General features: G+C 43.2%; 21 protein-coding genes. 12 read left to right on the top strand and 9 right to left on the bottom strand.

From position 1 onward, the window contains the following. The first annotated feature begins 23 nt into the window (after window positions 1-23). A complete protein-coding gene (gene ruvC, locus ACOFKR_RS16700; protein ID WP_419801935.1) occupies window positions 24-611 on the top strand; it encodes a crossover junction endodeoxyribonuclease RuvC in 588 nt (195 codons plus the stop codon). Between the two features lie 47 nt (window positions 612-658). On the opposite strand, the gene ACOFKR_RS16705 is transcribed toward ruvC, so the two are convergent. The 3 genes from ACOFKR_RS16705 to ACOFKR_RS16715 all read right to left on the bottom strand — a co-directional run bounded on the left by ACOFKR_RS16705 (window position 659) and on the right by ACOFKR_RS16715 (window position 2,741). Further along, the gene (locus tag ACOFKR_RS16705; protein ID WP_419801936.1) at window positions 659-1,060 is read right to left on the bottom strand and encodes an HIT family protein; all 402 of its coding nucleotides are present in this window, start codon (window positions 1,058-1,060) and stop codon (window positions 659-661) included. A 114-nt stretch (window positions 1,061-1,174) separates the two neighbouring features. Beyond that, on the bottom strand, window positions 1,175-1,648 hold the full coding sequence (gene greA, locus ACOFKR_RS16710) for a transcription elongation factor GreA (RefSeq protein ID WP_419801937.1): 474 nt from the start codon (window positions 1,646-1,648) through the stop codon (window positions 1,175-1,177). 142 nt (window positions 1,649-1,790) lie between these two features. Beyond that, window positions 1,791-2,741: an NAD(P)-dependent oxidoreductase gene (locus ACOFKR_RS16715; protein WP_419801938.1), complete on the bottom strand. Its 951-nt coding sequence runs from the start codon at window positions 2,739-2,741 to the stop codon at window positions 1,791-1,793. Between the two features lie 411 nt (window positions 2,742-3,152). Between ACOFKR_RS16715 and ACOFKR_RS16720 the strand changes: the two genes are divergently transcribed. The 5 genes from ACOFKR_RS16720 (at window position 3,153) to ACOFKR_RS16740 (ending at window position 8,537) form a co-directional block, all read left to right on the top strand. Continuing rightward, complete coding sequence (locus tag ACOFKR_RS16720) at window positions 3,153-3,803, top strand: TetR/AcrR family transcriptional regulator (RefSeq protein ID WP_419801939.1); 651 nt, start codon at window positions 3,153-3,155, stop codon at window positions 3,801-3,803. Then, entirely contained in the window at window positions 3,784-5,148 is a 1,365-nt protein-coding gene (locus tag ACOFKR_RS16725; protein ID WP_419801940.1) for a TolC family protein, read from the top strand. Before ACOFKR_RS16720 ends, ACOFKR_RS16725 begins: the two co-directional genes overlap by 20 nt. Before the next feature lie 28 nt (window positions 5,149-5,176). Further along, window positions 5,177-6,241 (top strand): HlyD family secretion protein, encoded by a 1,065-nt coding sequence (locus tag ACOFKR_RS16730; RefSeq protein WP_419801941.1) that lies wholly within the window; start codon window positions 5,177-5,179, stop codon window positions 6,239-6,241. 2 nt (window positions 6,242-6,243) lie between these two features. After that, window positions 6,244-7,794, top strand: coding sequence for a DHA2 family efflux MFS transporter permease subunit (locus ACOFKR_RS16735; protein ID WP_419801942.1), 1,551 nt, complete (start codon window positions 6,244-6,246; stop codon window positions 7,792-7,794). A gap of 224 nt (window positions 7,795-8,018) precedes the next feature. Then, window positions 8,019-8,537 carry a GNAT family N-acetyltransferase gene (locus tag ACOFKR_RS16740; protein ID WP_419801943.1) on the top strand — a complete coding sequence of 173 codons (519 nt, stop codon included), beginning with the start codon at window positions 8,019-8,021 and terminating at the stop codon, window positions 8,535-8,537. A 126-nt stretch (window positions 8,538-8,663) separates the two neighbouring features. Here ACOFKR_RS16740 and ACOFKR_RS16745 read toward each other — a convergent pair whose 3' ends face one another. Next, window positions 8,664-10,496, bottom strand: a complete 1,833-nt coding sequence (locus ACOFKR_RS16745) for an FAD-dependent oxidoreductase (RefSeq protein WP_419801944.1) — start codon at window positions 10,494-10,496, stop codon at window positions 8,664-8,666. A 57-nt stretch (window positions 10,497-10,553) separates the two neighbouring features. Here ACOFKR_RS16745 and ACOFKR_RS16750 point away from each other — a divergent pair, with 57 nt between their 5' ends. The 4 genes from ACOFKR_RS16750 (at window position 10,554) to ACOFKR_RS16765 (ending at window position 15,721) form a co-directional block, all read left to right on the top strand. Continuing rightward, window positions 10,554-12,227: an amidase gene (locus ACOFKR_RS16750; RefSeq protein ID WP_419801945.1), complete on the top strand. Its 1,674-nt coding sequence runs from the start codon at window positions 10,554-10,556 to the stop codon at window positions 12,225-12,227. Between the two features lie 30 nt (window positions 12,228-12,257). Then, complete coding sequence (locus ACOFKR_RS16755; protein WP_419801946.1) at window positions 12,258-12,776, top strand: YfiT family bacillithiol transferase; 519 nt, start codon at window positions 12,258-12,260, stop codon at window positions 12,774-12,776. 240 nt (window positions 12,777-13,016) lie between these two features. Next, a complete protein-coding gene (locus ACOFKR_RS16760; RefSeq protein ID WP_419801947.1) occupies window positions 13,017-15,476 on the top strand; it encodes a PIG-L family deacetylase in 2,460 nt (819 codons plus the stop codon). A 53-nt stretch (window positions 15,477-15,529) separates the two neighbouring features. Further along, entirely contained in the window at window positions 15,530-15,721 is a 192-nt protein-coding gene (locus ACOFKR_RS16765) for a hypothetical protein (RefSeq protein ID WP_419801948.1), read from the top strand. Between the two features lie 192 nt (window positions 15,722-15,913). Here the strand turns inward: ACOFKR_RS16765 and ACOFKR_RS16770 are convergent, their stop codons facing one another. The 4 genes from ACOFKR_RS16770 to ACOFKR_RS16785 all read right to left on the bottom strand — a co-directional run bounded on the left by ACOFKR_RS16770 (window position 15,914) and on the right by ACOFKR_RS16785 (window position 18,644). After that, complete coding sequence (locus ACOFKR_RS16770) at window positions 15,914-16,384, bottom strand: hypothetical protein (protein ID WP_419801949.1); 471 nt, start codon at window positions 16,382-16,384, stop codon at window positions 15,914-15,916. 50 nt (window positions 16,385-16,434) lie between these two features. Then, a complete protein-coding gene (locus ACOFKR_RS16775) occupies window positions 16,435-16,914 on the bottom strand; it encodes a hypothetical protein (RefSeq protein ID WP_419801950.1) in 480 nt (159 codons plus the stop codon). Window positions 16,915-16,916: 2 nt separating this feature from the next. Continuing rightward, the gene (locus ACOFKR_RS16780) at window positions 16,917-17,489 is read right to left on the bottom strand and encodes an RNA polymerase sigma factor (RefSeq protein ID WP_419801951.1); all 573 of its coding nucleotides are present in this window, start codon (window positions 17,487-17,489) and stop codon (window positions 16,917-16,919) included. 126 nt (window positions 17,490-17,615) lie between these two features. Beyond that, window positions 17,616-18,644 carry a dipeptide epimerase gene (locus ACOFKR_RS16785; protein ID WP_419801952.1) on the bottom strand — a complete coding sequence of 343 codons (1,029 nt, stop codon included), beginning with the start codon at window positions 18,642-18,644 and terminating at the stop codon, window positions 17,616-17,618. Window positions 18,645-18,700: 56 nt separating this feature from the next. On the opposite strand from ACOFKR_RS16785, the gene ACOFKR_RS16790 reads away from it, so the two are divergent. After that, window positions 18,701-19,690, top strand: a complete 990-nt coding sequence (locus ACOFKR_RS16790) for a hypothetical protein (protein ID WP_419801953.1) — start codon at window positions 18,701-18,703, stop codon at window positions 19,688-19,690. A gap of 117 nt (window positions 19,691-19,807) precedes the next feature. Here the strand turns inward: ACOFKR_RS16790 and hisS are convergent, their stop codons facing one another. Beyond that, the gene (gene hisS, locus ACOFKR_RS16795) at window positions 19,808-21,382 is read right to left on the bottom strand and encodes a histidine--tRNA ligase (protein ID WP_419801954.1); all 1,575 of its coding nucleotides are present in this window, start codon (window positions 21,380-21,382) and stop codon (window positions 19,808-19,810) included. Between the two features lie 157 nt (window positions 21,383-21,539). On the opposite strand from hisS, the gene ACOFKR_RS16800 reads away from it, so the two are divergent. Further along, window positions 21,540-21,899, top strand: a complete 360-nt coding sequence (locus ACOFKR_RS16800; protein WP_419801955.1) for a hypothetical protein — start codon at window positions 21,540-21,542, stop codon at window positions 21,897-21,899. Window positions 21,900-21,938 lie beyond the last annotated feature (39 nt).

A 21,938-nucleotide genomic window follows, 5' to 3' on the forward strand; every position in this document is an offset into this window, starting at 1 on the left:
CGGATTTGGCCTATACTTGTTTTATGCAGGTGGAAAAATCGAAGGAGCGGATTATTTTAGGGATCGATCCGGGAACGAAAGTGATGGGTTATGGTTTGGTGAAGGAGAACGGACAAAAGCTGGAACTGCTGAGTCTGGGCGTGGTAAAAATGGACCAATTAGACGACCACATGCTGAAATTACAGCGCATTTTTGAGAAAACAGTCAACCTGATCGACAATTACCATCCGGATTGTTTGGCCATCGAAGCACCTTTTTACGGTAAAAACATCCAGGTAATGCTGAAATTGGGCCGGGCGCAGGGCGTGGCCATGTCGGCAGCCCTTTCCAGAAACGTGGAAATTACGGAATATTCGCCGCGAAAGATAAAGCAATCCATCACCGGAAACGGAAATGCCAGCAAAGAACAGGTTGCCGCGATGCTGCAAAACCTGCTGAAATTTAACGAAACGCCTGATTTTTTGGATGCCACGGATGGATTGGCGGTTGCCGTTTGTCATTCGTTCCAGAAAATCGGCACAAAAAACGGTGATAAAAAAAGCTACACCGGCTGGGAAAGTTTTGTGAAAGACAATGCAAAACGGGTTGCCGCACCAAAAAAAGTAGTGTAAAAGAAGCATCAGGATTATGTTTTGATGCTTCTTTTATCAGGTAAATTTTAGTCTTCCCGCAACGCTTCACGGATTTTTTCTGCCGTCAGCTCCATTTCTTCTTTGCTGAAATTTAGTTTCGGGCGGGAGAAATTCATATCGTTCACCTCGTTCATCGGGATTAAATGAATATGTGCGTGCGGCACTTCCAGTCCAATTACCGCAACGCCAACTTTTTTGCAAGGGATTACTTTTTTGATCCCGACGGCCACAATTTTGGTGAAGATCATCAGGCCGTTGTACAGCTCATCTTCCAGATCAAAAAGGTAATCCACTTCTTTTTTCGGGATCACCAACGTGTGGCCGTCCGCCAGCGGGTTAACATCCAGAAAAGCCAGAAAATCAATACTTTCGGCTACTTTATAAGCCTCAATTTCACCGGAAACGATTTTAGAAAATAGGGTTGACATGGTTTTAGTTGAATTTATTTAGGTTGGTTTTGTTATGCCGAACTTGTTTCGGCATCTCACTTAACTGGTTTTTAGCTTTGCCTGAGGAATCCTGAAACAAGTTCAGGATGACAATCACCTGCTGATTTCCATAATTTCAAACTCGATTTTACCGGCCGGAACGGTAATTTCTGTTTTGTCGCCTACTTTTTTGCCCAGCAAACCTTTGGCAATCGGCGAATTGACGGAAATTTTCCCGGCTTTAAAATCGGCTTCCGTTTCAGAAACCAACTGATATTGCATGATAGCACCGTTTTTCAGGTTTTTTATTTTGACTTTAGACAAAGCCAAAACTTTAGAAACGTCCATTTTAGATTCGTCCAGCAAACGCGCGCTGGCCAAAACTACGCCCAGCTTTGCAATTTTGGCTTCGTGCAAACCCTGTGCTTCTTTTGCCGCATCATATTCGGCATTTTCCGATAGGTCGCCTTTATCGCGCGCTTCGGCAATCTGCTTGGCGATAGATGCGCGGCCTTCCGTTTTTAAATATTGCAGCTCTTCTTTCAGTTTTTCCAAGCCTTCTTTCGTATAGTAAGCAACCTCTGCCATAACTTTTGTTTTTATGTTGAATAAATTTTAAACTAAAACATCCTTCCAAAAAAAAGAAGGATGCCACCTGATAAAAAACAAACAAGACTACACCGGCGCAACCTGCATAGTCTTGTTTTTATTGATAACGAAGATAAAAATTTTAAATCTTAAACTCCAAATTTTTTAGTTTTTCGGCCAAAACTTCGCTTATTTTCCGGTACGAATCAAACGTCCAGCCGGCAATGTGCGGCGTTAGCAACACTTTGCCCGAATTTTTTAATTCCTCAAACCAGCTTTGTTCGGCCAGTGCCGGGAATTTTTCTTTTTCCAGCACATCCAAACCTGCACCCAAGATTTTGCCGCTTTTAATGCCGTTTAAAATGGCCTGCACTTTGGCAATTTCGCCGCGCGCTGTGTTCAGCAAAAAAATTGGTTTGCGGAAATGGAACAGGTATTCATCGTCCACCATTCCTTTGGTTTCGGCCGTAAGCGGAATGTGGAAACTGACCACGTTGCTCAGCCTTACAATTTCTTCCATGCTTACCTCGCGTGCAAATTGATCCGAAAAACCGGTTTTATATTTATCGTAAGCAATCACTTCCACGCCAAAACCGCTTAGTTTTTGGGCGAAACTTCTGCCCATGTGGCCGTAACCGATTATGCCAACGGTTTTACCTTTCAGTTCGCAGCCGCGGTTGCCTTCGCGCTCCCAGATGCCGTTCCGGATTTCTGTATCAGCTCTCCGGAAATTGTTCATCAGCGAAAGCAGCAAACCAACGGCATGTTCGCCCACGGCATCGCTGTTCCCTTCGGGCGCGTTAATGCAGGTGATGCTTCTTTTACCGGCATAAATTTCGTCTATATTGTCCATCCCGGCACCGGCACGCGCAATAAAACGCAGGTTTGGAGCGGCATCGATCATTTCCTGATCAACTTTAAATTTCGTTCGGATGGCCAAACCCTCGTAATCTGCAATAATTTCCAACGTTTTTTCCCTGGTAAAAGAAGTATCGATGGTGCAGGAATAACCTAACTTTTCGGCAGCCTGCGCAAAGGCCGGATGAAGGTCATCAACAATTAATATTTTTTTATTTGGATGGAGATCAGACACATTATTTTGATTTTGAAGCAAATATACTGGATAATTTAGAAAGGGTTTTGAACCGGATCAGCGTTAATACCGTACCTGGTTTTGATTTCCTGCCCTAACGGCACATGCAACAAATAGCGTTTTTTGTGTTTTTTATTAAGCGGGTTTAGAAATAGTTTAAACAATGTGAGCCTGTTTAAATTTTGTCCGGTTAATTTTCCATGCTTCTTTTACCATACAAAAACAAGAAAAAACCCATGCTTCTTTTATCGGTATAAAATCCAAAACACAAAATTTACCGGCTAAAAGAAGCATTATCAATCTGAAACTAAACACACTTATCTATTTAAAACTTGCAAAAAACATCAAAATGTCATATACTTTTTTAGGACTTTACGTTTAATCAATCGTTTGATTAACTTTGTGCCCATAATGGAAAAGGAAAAAACCGATAAAAAAGACCATATCCTAGATATTGCCGAAAAGGTTTTTTCGGATTTGGGATATGATGGTGCTTCCACCCGTTTGATTTCCGGCGAAGCCAACGTAAACATGGCCATGCTAAATTATTATTTTGGCTCAAAGGAAGGTTTGTTTATCGCTGTTTTTGAGCGGAAAACAAATGATTTTAAAGCATTGCTTCAGAACATTTTAGAGGATGAAAGTTTAAACTCCTGGCAAAAACTGGAGCAATGTACCGATAAGTACCTGGACCGGGTTTTTGAAAACAGATGCTTTCATAAATTAGTTAACCGCGAGGTTTCGCTCAGCAATCACCCGGAAATCAATGCTAAGATATCCGATATTTTGATGGTGAATATCAGGGAGTTTAAAAAAGTGATGCAGGAAGGGATTGATGACGGCTCGTTTTTTAAAGATGCCGATATTGATTTGAGCATCATTACCATCTTTGGCACAAAAAACTTTATTATCAATATGCCAAAGGTGGCTTCGCAAATGCTGGAAAACGATGTACAGCAGGAAGATTTTTTACAAGCGACAATGAAACCACGGATGAAAACATACCTTAAAAGAATTTTAAAATCTTATTTAGTAATAGAACATGACAGGACAGACTCATAAATCTGCTTTGGTTTTTGCAAAGGGCCGGAAGCACCATCTTTTTAAATCTTTGCTTGGTTTGCTGCTCGTTGGCGGCGTGGTAAACGTTTCGAGCGCACAAGACAGGACACTTACTTTGGACGAAGCCATAAAATTAGGCCTTGACAACAGCAAAACTTTAAAGTATTCCCAATCTAAAATTGATCAGGCCGTATCAAAATACAATCAGGCCAAAGATTTGGCATTGCCCACAGGTTCTGTTAGTTACATGTACAGCAGGGCGCAAATTCCGGCCAATACGTTAAATTTAGGCCCGAGTTCTTTCAGTCTGCCAAAAAGTGCCAACGCTAATTTAGGCATTGCCTCAATTGCAGAACCTATTTTTGCCGGCGGAAAATTCAAATACGCTAAAGAATCTACCGATTTACTGGTGCAGGTGGCGCGTTTGGATGTGGACAACGATAAAGACCAGATCACTTACGGCATCATCAGTGCTTATTATAACCTGTACAAAGTGCTGCAAAACAAAAAAGTAGTTGAGCAGAATATTGCAACGGTTGACCAGCAGATCAAACAGGCGCAGCGCTTTTTTGACCAGGGAATTGTGACCAAAAATGACGTGCTGCGTTTCCAGCTGCAACGATCTGATATTGAACTGAATGGCATTGAGCTGGAAAGTAACCGCAAGATCATCAACTACAATTTAGATGTTTTATTGGGATTGCCGGAATCAACCCAAATCCAGGTAGATCAGGTAAACACAACCGACCATCCGGTTTTGCCTTTAACCAGTTATTTAGATAGTGCTTACACCAATCGGCAGGAACTAAAACAGATTGATTTGCGCACCCGCGTGGCCGAAACCAATATTAAAAATACCCGTGCAGACCGCTTGCCAACTTTGGCCGCAACCGTTGGTGCCTATTATGTAGATATTTCCCTGAACCCTTTTCCAACCAGAGGCAATTATATTACGCCAATAACAGCTGGTTTGGCTTTGTCCTGGAATTTTGGTTCGTTGTGGAACAATAAAAACAAAGTATCAGAAGCACGTATCGAGCGGGATCAAACGGTCATCAATAAAGGCATCATTACAGATAATTTAAAAAATGAGGTCAACCAGGATTATCAAAACTATTTATCTGCTTTAAGCAGGGTAACGCTGCTGCAAACTTCTATCACGCAGGCAACCGAAAACAACCGATTGCAGGAATCAAGGTATAAAAGCAGCATTGCTTCGGCAACAGACCGGGCAGACGCGCAAACGCTGCTCTATCAGGCGCAAATAAATTTAGAGTTGGCCAAGGCTGATGCAGGTTTGGCTTATTATAATCTATTGAAATCAACAGGAAAAATCAACAAATAAAAAAATACCTTATAAAAACAGTATTGATATGGCACAGGAAGTAGAAACAGAAGAACCGGCAGTTACCAAAAAACCGAACAAAGTGATTCCGATTATATTGGGGATTGTGATTTTAGTAGGGATATTTTTTGGGATTAAGGAATACATTTATTACAGTAAACACGAAGATACGGACGATGCGCAGATCGACGGCGATATCAGTCCGGTTGTAGCCCGCGTGGGCGGTTATGTGGACAGTATTGCTTTTGAAGAAAACACACACGTAAACAAAGGGCAGCTTTTAATTAAACTGGACGATCGTGATTATAAGCTAAAAGTAGAACAAGCCCAGGCTGCCCAAAAAGTTGCCGGTGCCGGTATAGGTGTTGGTCAATCACAAATCAGTACCACAGCGGCAAATTCTGCAGAAGCAAAGGCGCAGGTACAATCTGCCAATGCAAAATTAGAGCAGGCCAACCGCGATTATGCCCGTTATGCCAATCTGGTAAAAGATGGTTCGGTTACGCAGCAGCAGTTTGACCAGGCAAAAGCCAACCGCGATGTGGCTCAAGCTAATTACGGTGCAGCAAAAGAGCAATATAAAGCGGCTCAGCAGCAAATCAGCACTACCCGTAAGCAATTAAAAGTAACCAATACCGGTGTTGACCAGCGCCAGGCAGATGTAGATTTTGCCAAACTGCAATTATCCTACACCACTATTTACTCTCCGGCCAGCGGTATTGTATCAAAAAGAAATGTGCAAAGAGGGCAATTGGTACAAGCCGGGCAAACTTTGTTTTCTGTAGTGAATGACAACAGTATTTATGTTACCGCTAACTTTAAAGAAACACAGTTGGACAACCTGCGCAGCGGCGAAAAAGTAGATATTAAGGTAGATGCCTATCCTGATTTAAAGCTGGAAGGCGAAGTTTACAATTTCTCGCCCGCAACTGGCGCAAAATTTTCTTTGCTTCCGCCGGATAATGCAACCGGTAATTTTGTGAAAGTTGTACAGCGGGTTCCGGTAAAAATCAAAATTAACGCAAGCAAAGAAGTGATTTCCAAATTACGCCCCGGAATGAGCGTTGATGCTTCTGTAATTTATAAAGATTAATTATGGCCGAAGTTGGTTTTAAAAAGTGGATCATCACCATTACAGTGATCACAGCTTCATTACTGGAGCTGATCGATACCACTATTGTGAATGTTTCCATACCTCAGATACAAGGTAACCTGGGGGCAACATTGGAAGATGTTGCGTGGGTAACCACCGGATATGCAGTTGCAAACGTAATTATCCTGCCGATGTCTGGCTGGCTGGGCAGTTTTTTTGGCAGGAAAAATTATTTTCTCGGTTCAATCATCCTGTTTACGATTGCGTCTTTTCTTTGCGGAAATTCACATAGCCTCAACGAACTGATTGCCTTTCGTATCCTCCAAGGCGTGGCAGGCGGAGGTTTGATTGCCACTGCACAGGCGATATTGCTGGAAACCTGGCCTCCGGAGCAAATTGGCACCGCAACTGCTTTATTTGGTTTGGGCGCAGTTGTTGGCCCAACAGTTGGCCCCACAATCGGTGGTTGGATTACAGATAATTTTTCCTGGCAATGGATATTTTATGTAAATATCCCGGTAGGTACATTGGCTGCTTTTTGTACCTACACTTTTGTCCGCGCCACACCAAAAACCGGTCGGGGGAAACCGATCGACTGGTTGGGGATTGGCTTACTGGCCGTTGCGGTAGGTAGTTTGCAAGTTATCCTAGAAAAAGGTGAATCTGAAGACTGGTTTGCAAAAACATATATACTATTACTGACAATTGCAGCGGTTTTGGGCACACTATTATTTATTTGGAGGGAATTGAGCACCGACCATCCAATCATAAACTTTAGTATCATGCGCCACAGGAGCTTCTCCGTGGGCATGTTCACGTCTTTTATCCTCGGTTTTGGTTTGTACGGCTCCGTGTTTGTGTTCCCCATATTTTGCCAGCAACTGTTAGGCTTCTCTGCGGAGCAAACCGGTGAAATACTTTTTCCCGGAGGCGTATGTACAATTATCATGATGCCATTTATCGGTAAAATGCTTAATAAAGGCGTGCCGGCACAGTTTATGGCATCAGCTGGTATGTTTTTGTTCTATGTTTTTACCCACATGCTTAGTAAATCCACACTTTCTACGGGTATTGGTGATTTCTTTTGGCCATTAGCGATCCGGGGCGTAGGAATGGCTTTGTTGTTTGTGCCATTAACAGTATTGGCCATTGCAGATTTAAAGGGTGCCGAAATCGGCCAGGGCACAGGTTTGAACAATATGATGCGGCAATTAGGCGGATCATTTGGAATTGCGGCACTTACAACCATAATCCACGTCCGTCAAGGTGTGCACAGGAACAATCTTCTGGTCAATATTAATGCTTACAACCCGGCTTTTGTGCACCGCTTTCAAATGTATGTACAAGGATTTGAAGCGAAAGGTAAATCTTTGCTTGATGCCACGCACATGGCTTATGGTGCAATGGAAGGCGTGGTCATCAAACAATCGCTGCTGCTTACTTATGATGATGCTTATTGGATATCAGGTTTGGTAATGCTGTTTTCTATTCCGTTGCTGTTCCTGCAGCCATTTAGAAAAAAGAATGCACAGATGCCGGTAGATGCTCACTAAAAAAGTTTTTAAAAAATAAAAAGCCGTTCTGCAAAAACAGAACGGCTTTCCCCCAAAAAAAAATTAACAATTAGAATGTAATTGCCTGTGGTTATCTTTTTATAACAGATTGTTTGCGCAATCCATAGATAAAACATAAGCTTTTAATCTCTTTATAAAAATAAGTTTTAATATCTGTTAAAACAACTATCTGCAGCATTTTATATACAAAAAGTTTTGCACAAATGATATTGAAAGCTGCTGATTTCCTGCTGCGTGAATGGCAAACTGACGATGAATATTCGCTGTTCCAAAACGCCAACAACCCAAAAGTTTCTCAATATCTCGAAAACAGGTTCCCTGCACCTTATACTATTGCCGATGCCAGGTTTTGGATTGATGCACATTTGAACCAGCCTGAGCCAATTACCAATGCGGCCATCATTATTGCCGGTGAGGCTGCCGGTGCGATCGGTATCACGCTGCAAAACGATATTTATGTAAAAAATGCCCGCATCGGCTACTGGCTGGCCGAACCTTACTGGGGCAAAGGCATCATGACGGCAGCACTTGCTTTGTTTACCAGCTATATTTTTGCAGGATTTGAGGTTGAACGGATCGTGGCCGGCGTTTTCGGCAGCAATCCGGCATCGGCAAAAGTGCTGCAAAAAGCCGGGTTCCGGCACGAAGGGACTTTTAAAAAAGCCCTTTTTAAAAACGGGTTTTATGATGATGAACTGATCTTTGCCAAACTAAGGCCTTGAATTTAGGTAGATGAAAGAAGCATTCGCTGCCAAGTTATGTTCCTGAATTTATACCTGTAAAAGAAGCATTTAACCCTTCCCCGGAAAATAATAGTTGAAGCCATGCTTCTTTTACCGGCATAAATTTCAATTAATCAGTTTCCCCGTTAAATTCACCGAACGGTCAAACGGTTTCAGGTAAATATCCGCCAGTGCAGCAAATTCCCTTCTGGTGATCGGCCGCAACATGTTAAAATCTGATTTCAAATGCAGTTTTGTTTTCCATCCGTTTTGGATTTGCATCCGGAAAGTTTTGGCATCGCGTAAGTTCAGTTCCTCAATAAAAGAAAGCATATTGCCGATGGTAAACGTTTCCGCAGGTTTGTATTTGTTGAACCACAGAAAAGACCGCGTATAAATTTCATTTAAAACCGGTTTGATTTCCGCAGTTTTCACAACAGAATCCGGCAAAAAGAAAACCTGTGCCGTGCCGCCGTTTGCTTTTTGCACGCCTTGCAGCAAACCGGTAACGCCAAGCTTCTGTATCGCTATAAACTGCGGGTCGCTTTGTTTTACATCGATAAAAGGCATCAAAAAACCGTGATAACTTAAAATTTCATTCTGGATTATGCGCAGCTTGATGTTTTTAGTGGTGGTTTTAAAAAACGCACAATAGGCCGCAATGCTGCCGATACCTTGCCCGATCGTCATCTGCACCGAAGGGTACATCGTGCTGGCGTTGACCAAATGCGAGACCGACAATGCTTTTTCGGCCACTAAAAAATTATCAAAACCTTTTACAATCGTAGCTCCTGCGGGCACGCTGTAGGCCGGAAACGCGCCATAATTGGTTTCCGGTGCCGTTTTTAAAGGCAGTAAATGCTGTCCGGGCGAAGCATCGCCAATCCCGATCGAAGTACGGTACAATTTGGAAGAGCGGTTGTAAGGCGTATAAATATCGTCCAAAACCATTTTGACCATGCCTTTGCTGCGCCGCACTTCACGCAGGTACGGAATGTACGGCAAATGATCGGGCGTATTAAATTCCAGGTTTTCCAGGCTGATGTTTTTCATCCCCATTTTGGTTTGCAGGAAATAAACCAGGCCAAGCGTTTTCAGCCATGCTTTTTGGTAAGCCGCTTCTTTGTTTTCTGCGGAGGCAAAATCATGGATCGTAACCGGATAATCATTTATACCTTTTATTTTCAGCATAAACTGATCATTTGGCAAACGGCTGTCTTCCAGCATTTTCCTGATGTTTTTATTTTGAAGCGAAGCATATAAAGTTTCGTCATAACCTTCGGGCTTGGCCAGGGTTCGGTCTGCGGCGCGGCCATAATCTTTCAAAACCGCAATCCAGGTCATGTTTTGGATCATGGGCGATGCTGTTTTTGGTGCCCATTTTTCGCCGGATTGCGCTTGGCTTTCAAACCCTTCATCAAACGGAACACCGAGTTTTAAAGCTACCTCACCGGTTTCCGTGGCATCCACAACCACCTGTGCTTTAATGGTTATGTTTTCGCCGTTCAGCTTCGCCACAACTTCATAACCGTTGCCGTCCTTTTTTATGCCGATAAAAGAAGCATTAAGTTTTACGCTGAGGTTTTTTACGGTGTCGGCAATCTTTTTCAGGATGGATGCGCCTACTGCCGGTTCAAAACGGAGCACTGCATTGGCCGTAGTATCATAACCGATACTGTTTTTATAGTAGTTTTTTACGTGACGGGAAAATTCGCCCCAAACCCCCGAAGGAAAACTGCGGTTGCCATCTACCACACACATCGCACCGCTGGTCAAACTGCCGCCCAGCCACGGCCCGGGTTCTAAAATAATGGTTTTAACGCCGCTTCGGGCACTTTGGATGCCTGCCGAAACGCCTGCTGCGCCGCCGCCGATCACCAAAACACCAATTTTGATCGCTTCTGCAAAAACGCTGCTGCTTAAAAAGATTGTAAACAAAAAAATACAGATTTTTTTCATTGCGCCGAAGTTAACAAATTACAAAACGCTATTTTTAGGACAAACAGTTGTACCACTATGAATATTTCTACAAAAAAAACCTTTATCATCGTTTTTTTATGCGGATGCAGCTTTGTTTCCGGCGCATTCATCGCTCAAAAACTGGAAAACAGTGCAATTACGGTTGCTGTAGTTAAAGAGGCCGAAAAAATTATTGGTCTGGATTTTAAAGACGCGCAGGCAGATTCTATGCTGACCGGATTGGCCCAACACCGGAAAGCTTATGAAGAACTGCGGAAACTGAACCTGAACAACAGCGTGGTCCCGGCTTTAAACTTTAACCCGGTTCCGGTAAATTTTGTTTATCCGGATAAAACAAACGGATTTTTACTCGATAAAAGAAGCATTACAACCATGCCTGCGGACAAAAACGAACTGGCTTTTTATACGGTCAGGCAGTTGGCAGATTTGATCCGCACGAAGAAAATAACTTCGGTAGAATTGACAAAATTCTTTTTGGGGCGATTAAAAAAGTATGATCCGAAATTATTGTTCGTTGTAAATTACACGGAAAATCTCGCCCTAAAACAAGCCGCACAAGCCGATGCGGAGATTAAAGCCGGTCATTATCGTGGCGTTTTGCACGGCATCCCGTTTGGGGTGAAGGATTTGCTTTCAGTAAAAGGTTATAAAACTACCTGGGGATCAGTGCCTTACAAAAATCAGGAAATTGATGCAGATGCCACCGTGGTTAAAAAACTGGAAGCAGCCGGCGCGGTTTTAGTGGCAAAGCTGACGCTTGGCGAACTGGCAAACGGCGATGTGTGGTTTGGCGGGAAAACTAAAAACCCATGGGATATTACGCGCGGTTCGAGCGGTTCTTCGGCTGGCCCGGCTTCGGCAGTTGCGGCCGGTTGTTTGCCATTTGCTATTGGCTCAGAAACGTTAGGATCGATTGTTTCGCCTTCCACCGAATGCGGCGATACCGGTTTGCGGCCGTCGTTCGGGCGGGTTAGCAAAGCAGGTGCGATGGCTTTAAGCTGGACGATGGACAAACTCGGCCCGATTACGCGTTGTGCCGAGGATTGCGCCATCGTTTTTAATGCCATACAAGGAACCGATCCGCAGGATTTAAGCACGATTCCGGCCCCATTTAAATATGATGGCAATCAGAAAACGTTGAAAGGCTGGAAAATCGGTTACTTAAAAGCAGATTTTGACCGCAGCCGTTTTAACCGGGAAAGTGATTCATCAACATTAACCGAATTGAAAGCGTTGGGCGCAGAATTGGTGCCGATAGCTTTGCCAAAACTGCCTTATAATGCTTTGGGGTTTATTCTGGAAACGGAAGCAGGGGCAGCCTTTCAGGAACTGGTTTTGAACCACAAAGACGATCAGCTGGTGCGCCAGGGAAAAGATGGCTGGCCAAATATTTTTCGTACGGCACAGTTTGTTCCGGCGGTTGAATATATTCAGGCCAACCGTGTCCGCACCATGGTGATCCAGGATTGGTACGAAAAATTAAAAGGGCTGGATATGTACGTTGCACCTTCATTTTCGGGAAATTTGGTGTTGACTAATTTAACCGGAAACCCTTGCGTGGTGCTGCCAAACGGCTTCAACAGGCAAGGAAGGCCATTAAGCATTACCTTTATGGGCCAGCTTTTTGGCGAAGGGAAAATCCTGGAAGCCGCCAAAATATATCAGGAGGCCACGGGTTTCAACAAAAAACATCCTATCTTGAATTTTTAACCGATAAAAACAGCATCAACACAAAAAACAATGACAGACGAACGTTACCCAACCGGAAAATATACGCCGCCGGCATCTTTCACCAACGAGCAAATCCAGAGCTGGGTTGCAGAAATTGCCGCCCTGCCCGGGCAAATGCGCCAGGCCGTTGTTGGCTTAAATTACCAGCAATTTGATACGCCGTACCGTTTGGGCGGCTGGACGATCAGGCAGGTAATCCATCACGTGGCAGATAGTCATGCTAACGCTTTGACACGTTTTAAACTGGCTTTGACAGAAGAAAACCCAACCATCAAACCTTATCGGGAAGCCGACTGGGCCTTATTGCCGGATTATAAAATGCCGGTTGCGCCATCCTTCCAGATGATCGAAGGTATCCATTACCGCTGGGCAGAACTGATGAAAAGCCTGACAGAAGAACAATGGAGCCGAACCTTCTTCCATCCCGGAAACCAAAAAATTACCTCGCTAAAAGAAGCATTGGGTTTGTATGTCTGGCACGGGCGTCATCATCTGGCGCATATCGGGCTGGCGTTGGGCAAGGTGTAAAGTTGCCGAAATCCGGGTGGTAAAAGAAGCATTTCGATACTTCTTTTACCACCTGAAAATAGGAGTAATGAAAAAGATATAACTGACCCAACGTTTGGGTTTCGTTTAAACCTTTGATCCTGCAATTTTAAACAACCTGTAAAATTTAAACGTGTTCTAAAAATGTTACCGCAGTTGATAAACCTTTAGGAACAATTTGGCCGAAAACTTTTTTAACTATCTTCACGCTTTATCCAAAACATGAAATACTGCTGCGCCATACTGTTTTTATCCTGCTTTTTTAGACAAAGTTTCGCACAAACCGCCCCTCCTGCCGATCGGGTTTCTATCGAACAGGAACTCAAAAAGCTGCCTGTTTTGGGCACTGTGCTTTATATTGCCGCCCATCCGGACGATGAAAATACACGCCTGCTGGCTTACCTCGCTCAGGAAAAACATTACCGCACGGGTTACCTTTCGTTAAACCGGGGCGGCGGCGGCCAAAACCTGATCGGAACAGAACAAGGCGAATTGCTGGGTTTGATCCGCACGCAGGAATTGCTGGCCGCCCGGCGTGTGGATGGTGCCGAACAGTTTTTTACCCGGGCCAAAGATTTTGGTTTTTCCAAAGGGCCGGAAGAAACGCTGCGGATCTGGGACAAAGAAAAAGTTTTGGGCGATGTGGTTTGGGTGATCAGAAAATTCAGGCCGGATGTGATGATCTGCCGTTTCCCGACAACGGGCGAAGGTGGCCACGGCCATCATACCGCTTCGGCAATTTTGGCGCAGGAAGCTTTTACGGCCGCTGCAGATCCGAAACGTTTCCCGGAACAGTTAAAATTTGTACAGCCCTGGCAAGCCAAACGTTTGCTGTGGAACACGTTCAATTTCGGCGGAAATAATACCACCAGTCCGGATCAGTTTAAAATAGATGTTGGCGTTTACAACAGTTTGCTGGGCAAAGGTTATGGCGAAATTGCTGCCGATAGCCGATCTAACCATAAAAGCCAGGGGTTTGGCACGGCAAAACAACGCGGCAGTTCGTACGAATATTTTAAAACGATTTTGGGCGATGCGCCACACACGGATTTGATGGACGGCGTTAACACCACCTGGAAACGGGTGGCCGGCGGCGATGAAATTAACATCCGTATCAATGATCTGGAGAAGAGTTTTAATACTGAAAACCCGCCTAAATCTTTGCCGCTTTTAATGGATATTTATGCCTCGACCCAAAAACTAACGGATACCTACTGGAAAACGCAAAAGCTGAAAGAATTGAATTTACTGATCCCGGCTTGTGCCGGTTTGTGGCTGGAAAGTTATGCAGTAAACCCAACGTACGCTTTAGGCGATAGCATCACCATCCGCAACCAGCTGATTGACCGGGCTGGTAGTCCGGTGCGGTTTGTGGCCACTGTAATTGGCGGACAGACAAAAACTTATGATAAGCTGCTGCCGAACAATCAGTTGATAACTTCAGAAAATACCGCATTAGCACAAAAAATTACGCAGCCTTATTGGCTGGCTGGCCCGCAAGTTCACGAAATGTACCCGGTAGCCAATCAAGAATTGGTAGGTTATCCAGAAAACCCTGATCCGGTTACGGTTAACTGGCAATTTGTGATTTATGGTCATCTAATTACGCTGCAACGGCAGGTGATGTATAAATACGTAAGTGCGGTCCGGGGCGAAGTTTATCAGCCACTGGAAATTACGCCGCCGGTTACGGCCAATCTGGATCAGCAGGATTATATTTTCAACAGTAATCAGCCCCAACAAATTGTGGTAAAGCTGAAAAGCTTTACCAATGCCAGCGGCAGCATCAGCCTGAAAGCACCGGCGGGCTGGAGAATCACACCCGCCAATGCTTCTTTTACAGGTAAAAAATCAGGCGATGAATGGACGGCCGCATTTGCGGTTACTTCTGCCATCAGCAAAACTAAAACTGATACGGTTCAGGCCATTGTGCAGGTGAACGGTAAAACCTTTACGCAGGGCATCCACCAGATTACGTACGAACATATCCCGAACATTACTTTTTTTCCGCCTGCACAAGCTAAACTGGTCAATGTTGATTTAAAAACTGCCGGCAAACGGATCGGTTATCTGCCAGGAGCCGGGGATTTAGTGCCGGAAGCGTTGCAACAGGTTGGTTATCAGGTTACAATACTTAGCGAAAATGAAATTTTAAACGGAAACCTTTCCGGTTTTGATGCTATCATTGTTGGTGTCCGTGCTTTTAATATCAATGCACGTTTGCCCTCAGAGCAGCCAAAATTGTTGGAATATGTTAAAAACGGCGGAACACTGCTGGTTCAATACAACAACAACAATGGCCTGGTCACTAATCAGATCGGGCCATATCCTTTCCGGATTGTTAACGTTCGGGTGACGGACGAAAACGCGCCGGTCACGATTTTGAACCCGGCAGACCCGGTCCTGAATTATCCCAACAAAATAACCGATCAGGATTTTAAAGGCTGGATACAGGAACGCGGTATTTATTTTGCTACAGATATCGACCCAAAATACCGCACCGTCCTACAAATCAACGACCCGAACGAAGCACCCAACAAAGGCTCTTTGCTGGTTGCAGATTATGGAAAAGGCCGGTTTGTTTACACTTCGCTGGTGTTTTTCAGGGAATTGCCTGCCGGTGTCCCGGGCGCGTACCGTTTGTTCATCAATTTAATCAGTAAAGCAAAAAATACAAATTAGCATTAGGCCGCAACAAAATATTCGGTTAATTTTACGGCCATAACATCACAATCATGGAAAATCAGGAAGTAGAAGAAGTTAAAAGCTTTGATAATTTGTATTACATTGTTGGCCTGCTGGCCGGTATCATTACGGCCTACATTGTAAAAGGCACTTTTTTATGGGCCTTGATCGGGGCAGTTTTGGGCTTGCTGAGTGCCGGTTTCTACATTAAAAAGGTTGCGCCGAGAGATCCGGAAAATTAACGCTTTTAAGGAAATTTTCTTTTGATGACCGGAACCAGTTGAGTGATAAAAATACTTAATTGGTTTTTTATTGTAAAAATGATTATTACCGATGCTTTTTTTACCACCTAAATTTCCGGTTTTAAAGCAGCAAAAAAATAAAAGCCCCACGAAACGGTGTCCGTGGAGCTTTCAACCTAAACCTTATCACAATTAAACCAGCATTGCTACTGATTCAAACAAGGATTTATCAATTACCATACCAGAAATTAGCTTTTTTTCTAATAAATCTGCCCAGCTCAACAAATATTTAATCACGTCTTCAAGCTTGTTTCGTTTAAGATATTGTTTTCCTTGCGGCAGATTGGCCAGCACCGCATCGTCCGAAAGTTTTTCCAGGTGCGCCAGGTCTGTTCTGGTAAAACCAAAATCCAGCATTGTGTCAATTATATGATCGAAAGGCAAACCACTTTGCGGACAATAATCAAATAATTGTTCGTTCCAATCGCCATGCCGCCGCATCGCTTCCTGATGAATGGCCGCCTTGTCCAGATTTGTAACCACCTGTGCCAGATTACCGCAATTGCAGCTGCCCATGTGGCCCCATTGATAAGGTGCTTTGTTTTGCAGGTTTGCGGCCGTTTGTCGTAAAGCCTGAACCACTTCTATCGTTGCTTTTGCCATTTTGCTTCGTGTTTTGCCCTGATTTTTTATTTGATATGTTGAAGATAACGTTATTTCCTGTTGGTAAACAACTTTCTAAAATAATGATCTGCAAAAAACAATCCTAAAATCAAATCAAAAAACAAAAACCCTTTTAGCAAAGTGGCACTGAAATAAGCATTTACCGGTGGCAGCTTGATTTCCGGCACCGAAATCAGGGCTGATGAATGCCAGTTGACCTGCATAAAAAAATATCCTAAAAGAAGCACGATACAACTGATGAAAAACGCGGCAATACCAAAAACAATCCGCTGATCTACCCTGGTTTTAAGCGGTTTCAAAATCTTTTCCTGCTTAATGTTTTCCATCACGCTGAAGGTGAAATTCATGGCCGGTTCTTCTGTTTCCAGCAAAGCCAGACTTTCCTGCAAAGCCTTTAATTCATGGTATTTCCGGCAATAGTTTTCATCGGTTTCAATCAATAAACGGATGGCTTTCTGCTCTTGTTCCGGACAAAAACCATCCAGGTAATCCCATAATTTTTCTTCCATATTCATCCTAAATCCCTCACTTCCGTTTTTAACAACTGCTCCAGTTTTTCTTTTAAACGATGCCGCGCCCGGTGTAGTTTTACCTTCACCGTGTTAGTTTCCATTTTTACAACGGCCGCAATTTCTTCTAAAGATTGTCCGCCCTGATAAAACAACGTCAAAATCGCAGCATCATCCGGCAATAACTTACTGATAGCCAGGTTTATATAATACGATTGCGATTTCTGTTCGGCCAAATCCGACTTAATATCCGATTGATTATTTACCTCGATAAAAACAGCATCGTCATCCAGCGAATAGGTTTCGGGTTTTTTTCTGCGGAGAAAAGACATCGATGTAGTGTAAACGATGGTGTACAACCACGTGGTAAATTTGGATTGCTGCTGGAAACCGGCCAACGCTTTATATGCTTTTACAAAACTGTCCTGTGCAATTTCCTGTGCATCTTCGCGGTTTTTAACAAAGCGCAAAGCCAGCGTAAAAACATACCGCTGGTGCCGTTTCACCAAATCGGCATAAACCGTTTGGTTGCCGGCCAGCACCTGGCGGATCAGTTCTGTATCATCTGTTTGCATCGATTACCGGTTATGACGCCGTAAAGAAAACCCAGGTTACAGCCGATGCTTCTTTTATCGGTATAAATTTGGGCAAATAATTTTTGAGAAACTGAAATAACACTTCAATCAATTCCCGAAGTTTTTTTACAGCAGCAAACCATCAACCGATCGCAGCCCCAAACCTGATGCTTCTTTTAGCACATATTTTCCATTGGCAAAACCTGGGTTTTGGTACGGATTGTTTTTGGTGAGAAAAGGCCCGTCCAGATCGGCCCAGTCACACAACGGTGCCAATGCGGCGGCGGCTAAAGTGGCGCAACTGCTTTCGCTCATACAGCCGATCAAAACCTTTAAGCCCAACTCTTTAGCGCGCAAAATCATGCGGTGGCCTTCATACATCCCGGCAGCTTTCATCAGTTTTACGTTGATGCCGTGGTAAACGCCGTGTGCTTTTTTTACATCCTCAAAACGCTGTACGGCTTCATCGCCAATTATTACAACCGGACTATTTTCTGTCAGCCAGGCGTTGCCGTCGATGTCGTTTTTGTCCATCGGCTGCTCAATCAGTTGCACGCCTTGTTCCTGCAGCCAGAAAATCTTATCAAGCGATTGCTGCCTGTCCGTCCAGCCCTGATTGACATCTACATAAAGCGGAACATCGGTAACCGAGCGGATGGCACGGATGATTTCTTCATCGTTATTTTTGCCCAGCTTAATCTTAATCACTTTAAAATCAGCAGCTTCTGCGGCTTTTTTAATCATCATTTCGGGCGAATCAATGCCTAAAGTAAAACTGCTGACCGGCATTTTTTCCGGATCAGAGCCGAACAGTTGATAACACGGTTTTTGTTCGATTTTCCCAATCAGATCATGAAAAGCAATATCGATGGCCGCTTTAATGTTCGTATTTCCGGGAGCAAGATCATCCAGATAAGCCAAAATTTCAGTAATGTTGAACGGATAATGAAAGCGGCTTAAATCTGTTTTTTGCAGAAAAGCTTCAGCCGTTTCCGGATTTTCGTGATAATACGGTACCATTGAAGCTTCACCATAACCGGCAAAACCTTCATATTCCAGCTTTAAAAGCATCAACGGCGTGGCCGTGCGCGTAAATTTGGCAATACTGAACGGATGTTTCAGTTCGAGTTGAAAGGGTTGGTAAGTCAGTTTCATGTTAAATCGCCTAAAGCTAAAAAATCCCACGCAAAATCATTTCTATCTTTGGCGATATGTTAACGGAAATTTACCAGCCATTTGATCGTTTCAATTTCGGCAACAAAACCTGCTTCCTCAGCGGAAAACCACTGCAGTCCGAAGAAGAAAAAATACAGGTTTTCCCGGCCTGGCTGCTGGCCAGATACAATCTGTACGATGCGCCATTTAAAATGCTGGACGAGAATTTTCCGACGTATAAAGATTTGAAACTGCCGTGTTCTGCGGAAGTGAACAACCAGTATCTGGAGCCGCTGGAAACCGAAATCAAAGCTGCTTTTGAACAAGGTTTTGAAGCGGTGCAAGCTTTGGACGAATGGAAACTGTTTATCTGGGCCGGCAAAATCATGTACGGTATTATTTTCAACGAGCTGCAATCCGCTATCCGCCAGCAATATGCGCAGGGAGAAGGTTTAAATATTTCGCAATCGCTGATGCACAAATTCAGTTCGTTGCATATTATGCTGCAGATGCTGTTTTTACCGATCATTTTTGAGGATTTCAAACCGTACAGCTTTTTTCTGTTCAAAATAAGCCCGGAAACAGACCAGTTTAACTATCGCGACGAGATCAATTCGCTTACATTTTCATTACGGCTGAAAGATTTCGGTTTTATATTTTGCTTGCAGGACAACGGTGCAAACGGCGTTTATCACCAGGAAATCCTGCAAAAAATTGCCTTAAAAACATTGCATCCGATCCAGTTTGAAGAGTTTTGCGGACGCATTTTTTATTCGGCTTATTTATTCAACCGTTTGCCGGAATACAATTTGCTGCCTGTGGAAAATAAAATTTATGTAGAAGCCATGCCGCTGAAAGGTTTAAGCGCGAAACCGCTTTTTGATGAATGGAAACCGAAAGTTTACGGTCAGGTTTTAGAGAATTTTTGGAAACCCTGGGGCTTTTTGTTGTTGGAAATCATTAAAAACCCGGAGCAGCCGATGAGTTTTTTGGTCGATAAAAACAGCATGTTTATTCCGGCGGAGGCGATTTTGTTGCCAGGATAATTTTTAGCTGTCATTGCGAAAGCAGAGAGAGGAATCTTCTTCAAACCAAATTTATACCGATAAAAGAAGCATTGTATTGTTAAATAAAGATTTCTCCTAAAGTCGAAATGACAGAAATCAACTTTTTAATTTCTCCAAAACCGCTTCCGCAGATAACTTTTGCTGCTCACCGGAAACCATATTTTTAAGCGATAAAAGCTTGGTTTCCATTTCCTCACTACCGATCATCACCGCGAAAGGAATGCTTTTTTTATCGGCATAATCCAGTTGCTTTTTGATTTTTGCGCCCGGCGGATACAATTCTGTACGGATTTCCTGATTGCGTAATTGATTGACTAATTGAAATCCGTAGTTCTCAAACTCTTTATCAAAACAGCAAATTAAAACCTGCGTGCCTTGCGTGGCATCTTCCGGAAAAAGTTTTAATTCTTCCAGCACATCGTAAATCCGGTCGGCACCAAAAGAAATCCCGGCACCGGTCAGTTTTAGTTTCGGGTCGAAAATCCCGGTCAAATCATCATAACGGCCGCCGCCACCGATGCTGCCCATCGCCACTTCGTTGGTTTTTACTTCGAAAATAGCACCGGTGTAATAATTTAAACCGCGGGCCAATGTAATATCGAGTTCGAGTTTTGCTGTTTTTAGCGATACATTTTTTAGGTAGGTAAAAACAGTATTAAGTTCTTCGATGCCTTTTAAGCCGATTTCGGAAGTTTGCAATACTGTTTTTAGCGCATTAATTTTCTCCTCATTACTGCCTTCCAATAAAATTACAGGTGTTAATTTCAATAAATCATCTTCGGTGAAACCGCGTTCCAAAAGTTCTTTGTTTACGCCGGAAAGTCCGATTTTGTCGAGTTTATCAATGGCAACCGTCATATCTACGATCAATTCCGGTTTGCCGATGATTTCAGCAATGCCGGATAAAATTTTGCGGTTATTGATTTTGATCGTAAAATCTTTCAACCCAAAATTGCTTAAAGCTTCGTCGTATATCAGGATAAATTCAGCTTCATTCAGCAAAGAATCAGAACCAACCACATCGGCATCGCATTGATAAAACTCGCGGTAACGGCCTTTTTGCGGACGATCAGCGCGCCAAACCGGCTGTACCTGAAAACGCTTGAACGGAAAAGTAATTTCGCTTTGGTGCGAAACGACGTAACGGGCGAAGGGAACGGTGAGATCGTAGCGAAGAGCTTTTTCGGAGATGTCACCAACAATATTTTTTGAGGTAAGATAGTCTTTTACTATTTGTATAACTTTACCGGCGTTATCTTTAAGTTTAATGAATCCATTTTCAAAATTTTCCTTAAGTTTTAATTCAGCAAGTTTTTGTTTAAAATGATCATCAGATTCGATTAAAAGGTTTTGTACCTCACTTTGCATATCTCCATATTCGATTTGTAATTGCAACATTTTAGATGTATTGTCAACTAATTCTCGAAGTCCTATAATCGTAGTATTTTTTTCTAAAAACTCGCCACTATCTAAAATCTTAAAAATCAACTTATCACCTTCATCACCATATTTGCCGGTTAAGGTTTCCAGGTTTTCCATGGAAGGTGTTTGGATTTCCTGGTAGCCGTATTTGCGGAATACTGTTTTTATCGTATCAAAAATGTAATTGCGTTTGGCCATTTCGGCGGGAGAGAAATCGCGGGTGCCTTTCGGTACAGATGGTTTTGCCATAATGCCGCAAAGGTAGGGATTTGAGGACAAGGTGAAAGGCGGACGGGAGAAAACATAAACAGCTTTACAATTGCAAAATTTATGTTACCTCGGTAATATAGCACAATATTTATCCAGCTTTGCAGGATTGATTTAACTGATTCCGGTTACGCTGCCCATGCCAAAACTGAAATTTACGTATTTCCTTTTCTTTTTAGCTGCAATGTTTTTTGTTGCGAAGCCTTTTGTGGGTTTCAGGCTGCGTGCAATATTTTCAAAATCTTCAGGCACAAAATCTGTTTGCGTGAAAAGTTTTACCAAGCGCAAACCCGAATATCTGGAAGAAGCGGATTCAAAAAAAGCCGAAATTTCTGCAAAGCTGAACAATCCGCCGTTGACAGAACTGTTTACGATGCTGCAATTAATGGCGATACTGTTTTTATGCGCTAATTTTCTTCAAACCGTTTGGCATTTTTTTTATAACCGGTTTTACAAATCACGCCAACTTTATTTGCTTACGGGCAAGCTGATTATTTGATTAAGGATGCTTCTTTTATGCCCTGTTTTTACAGGTTTT

Source organism: Mucilaginibacter sp. (assembly GCF_965201005.1).
GTDB lineage: Bacteria > Bacteroidota > Bacteroidia > Sphingobacteriales > Sphingobacteriaceae > Mucilaginibacter_A.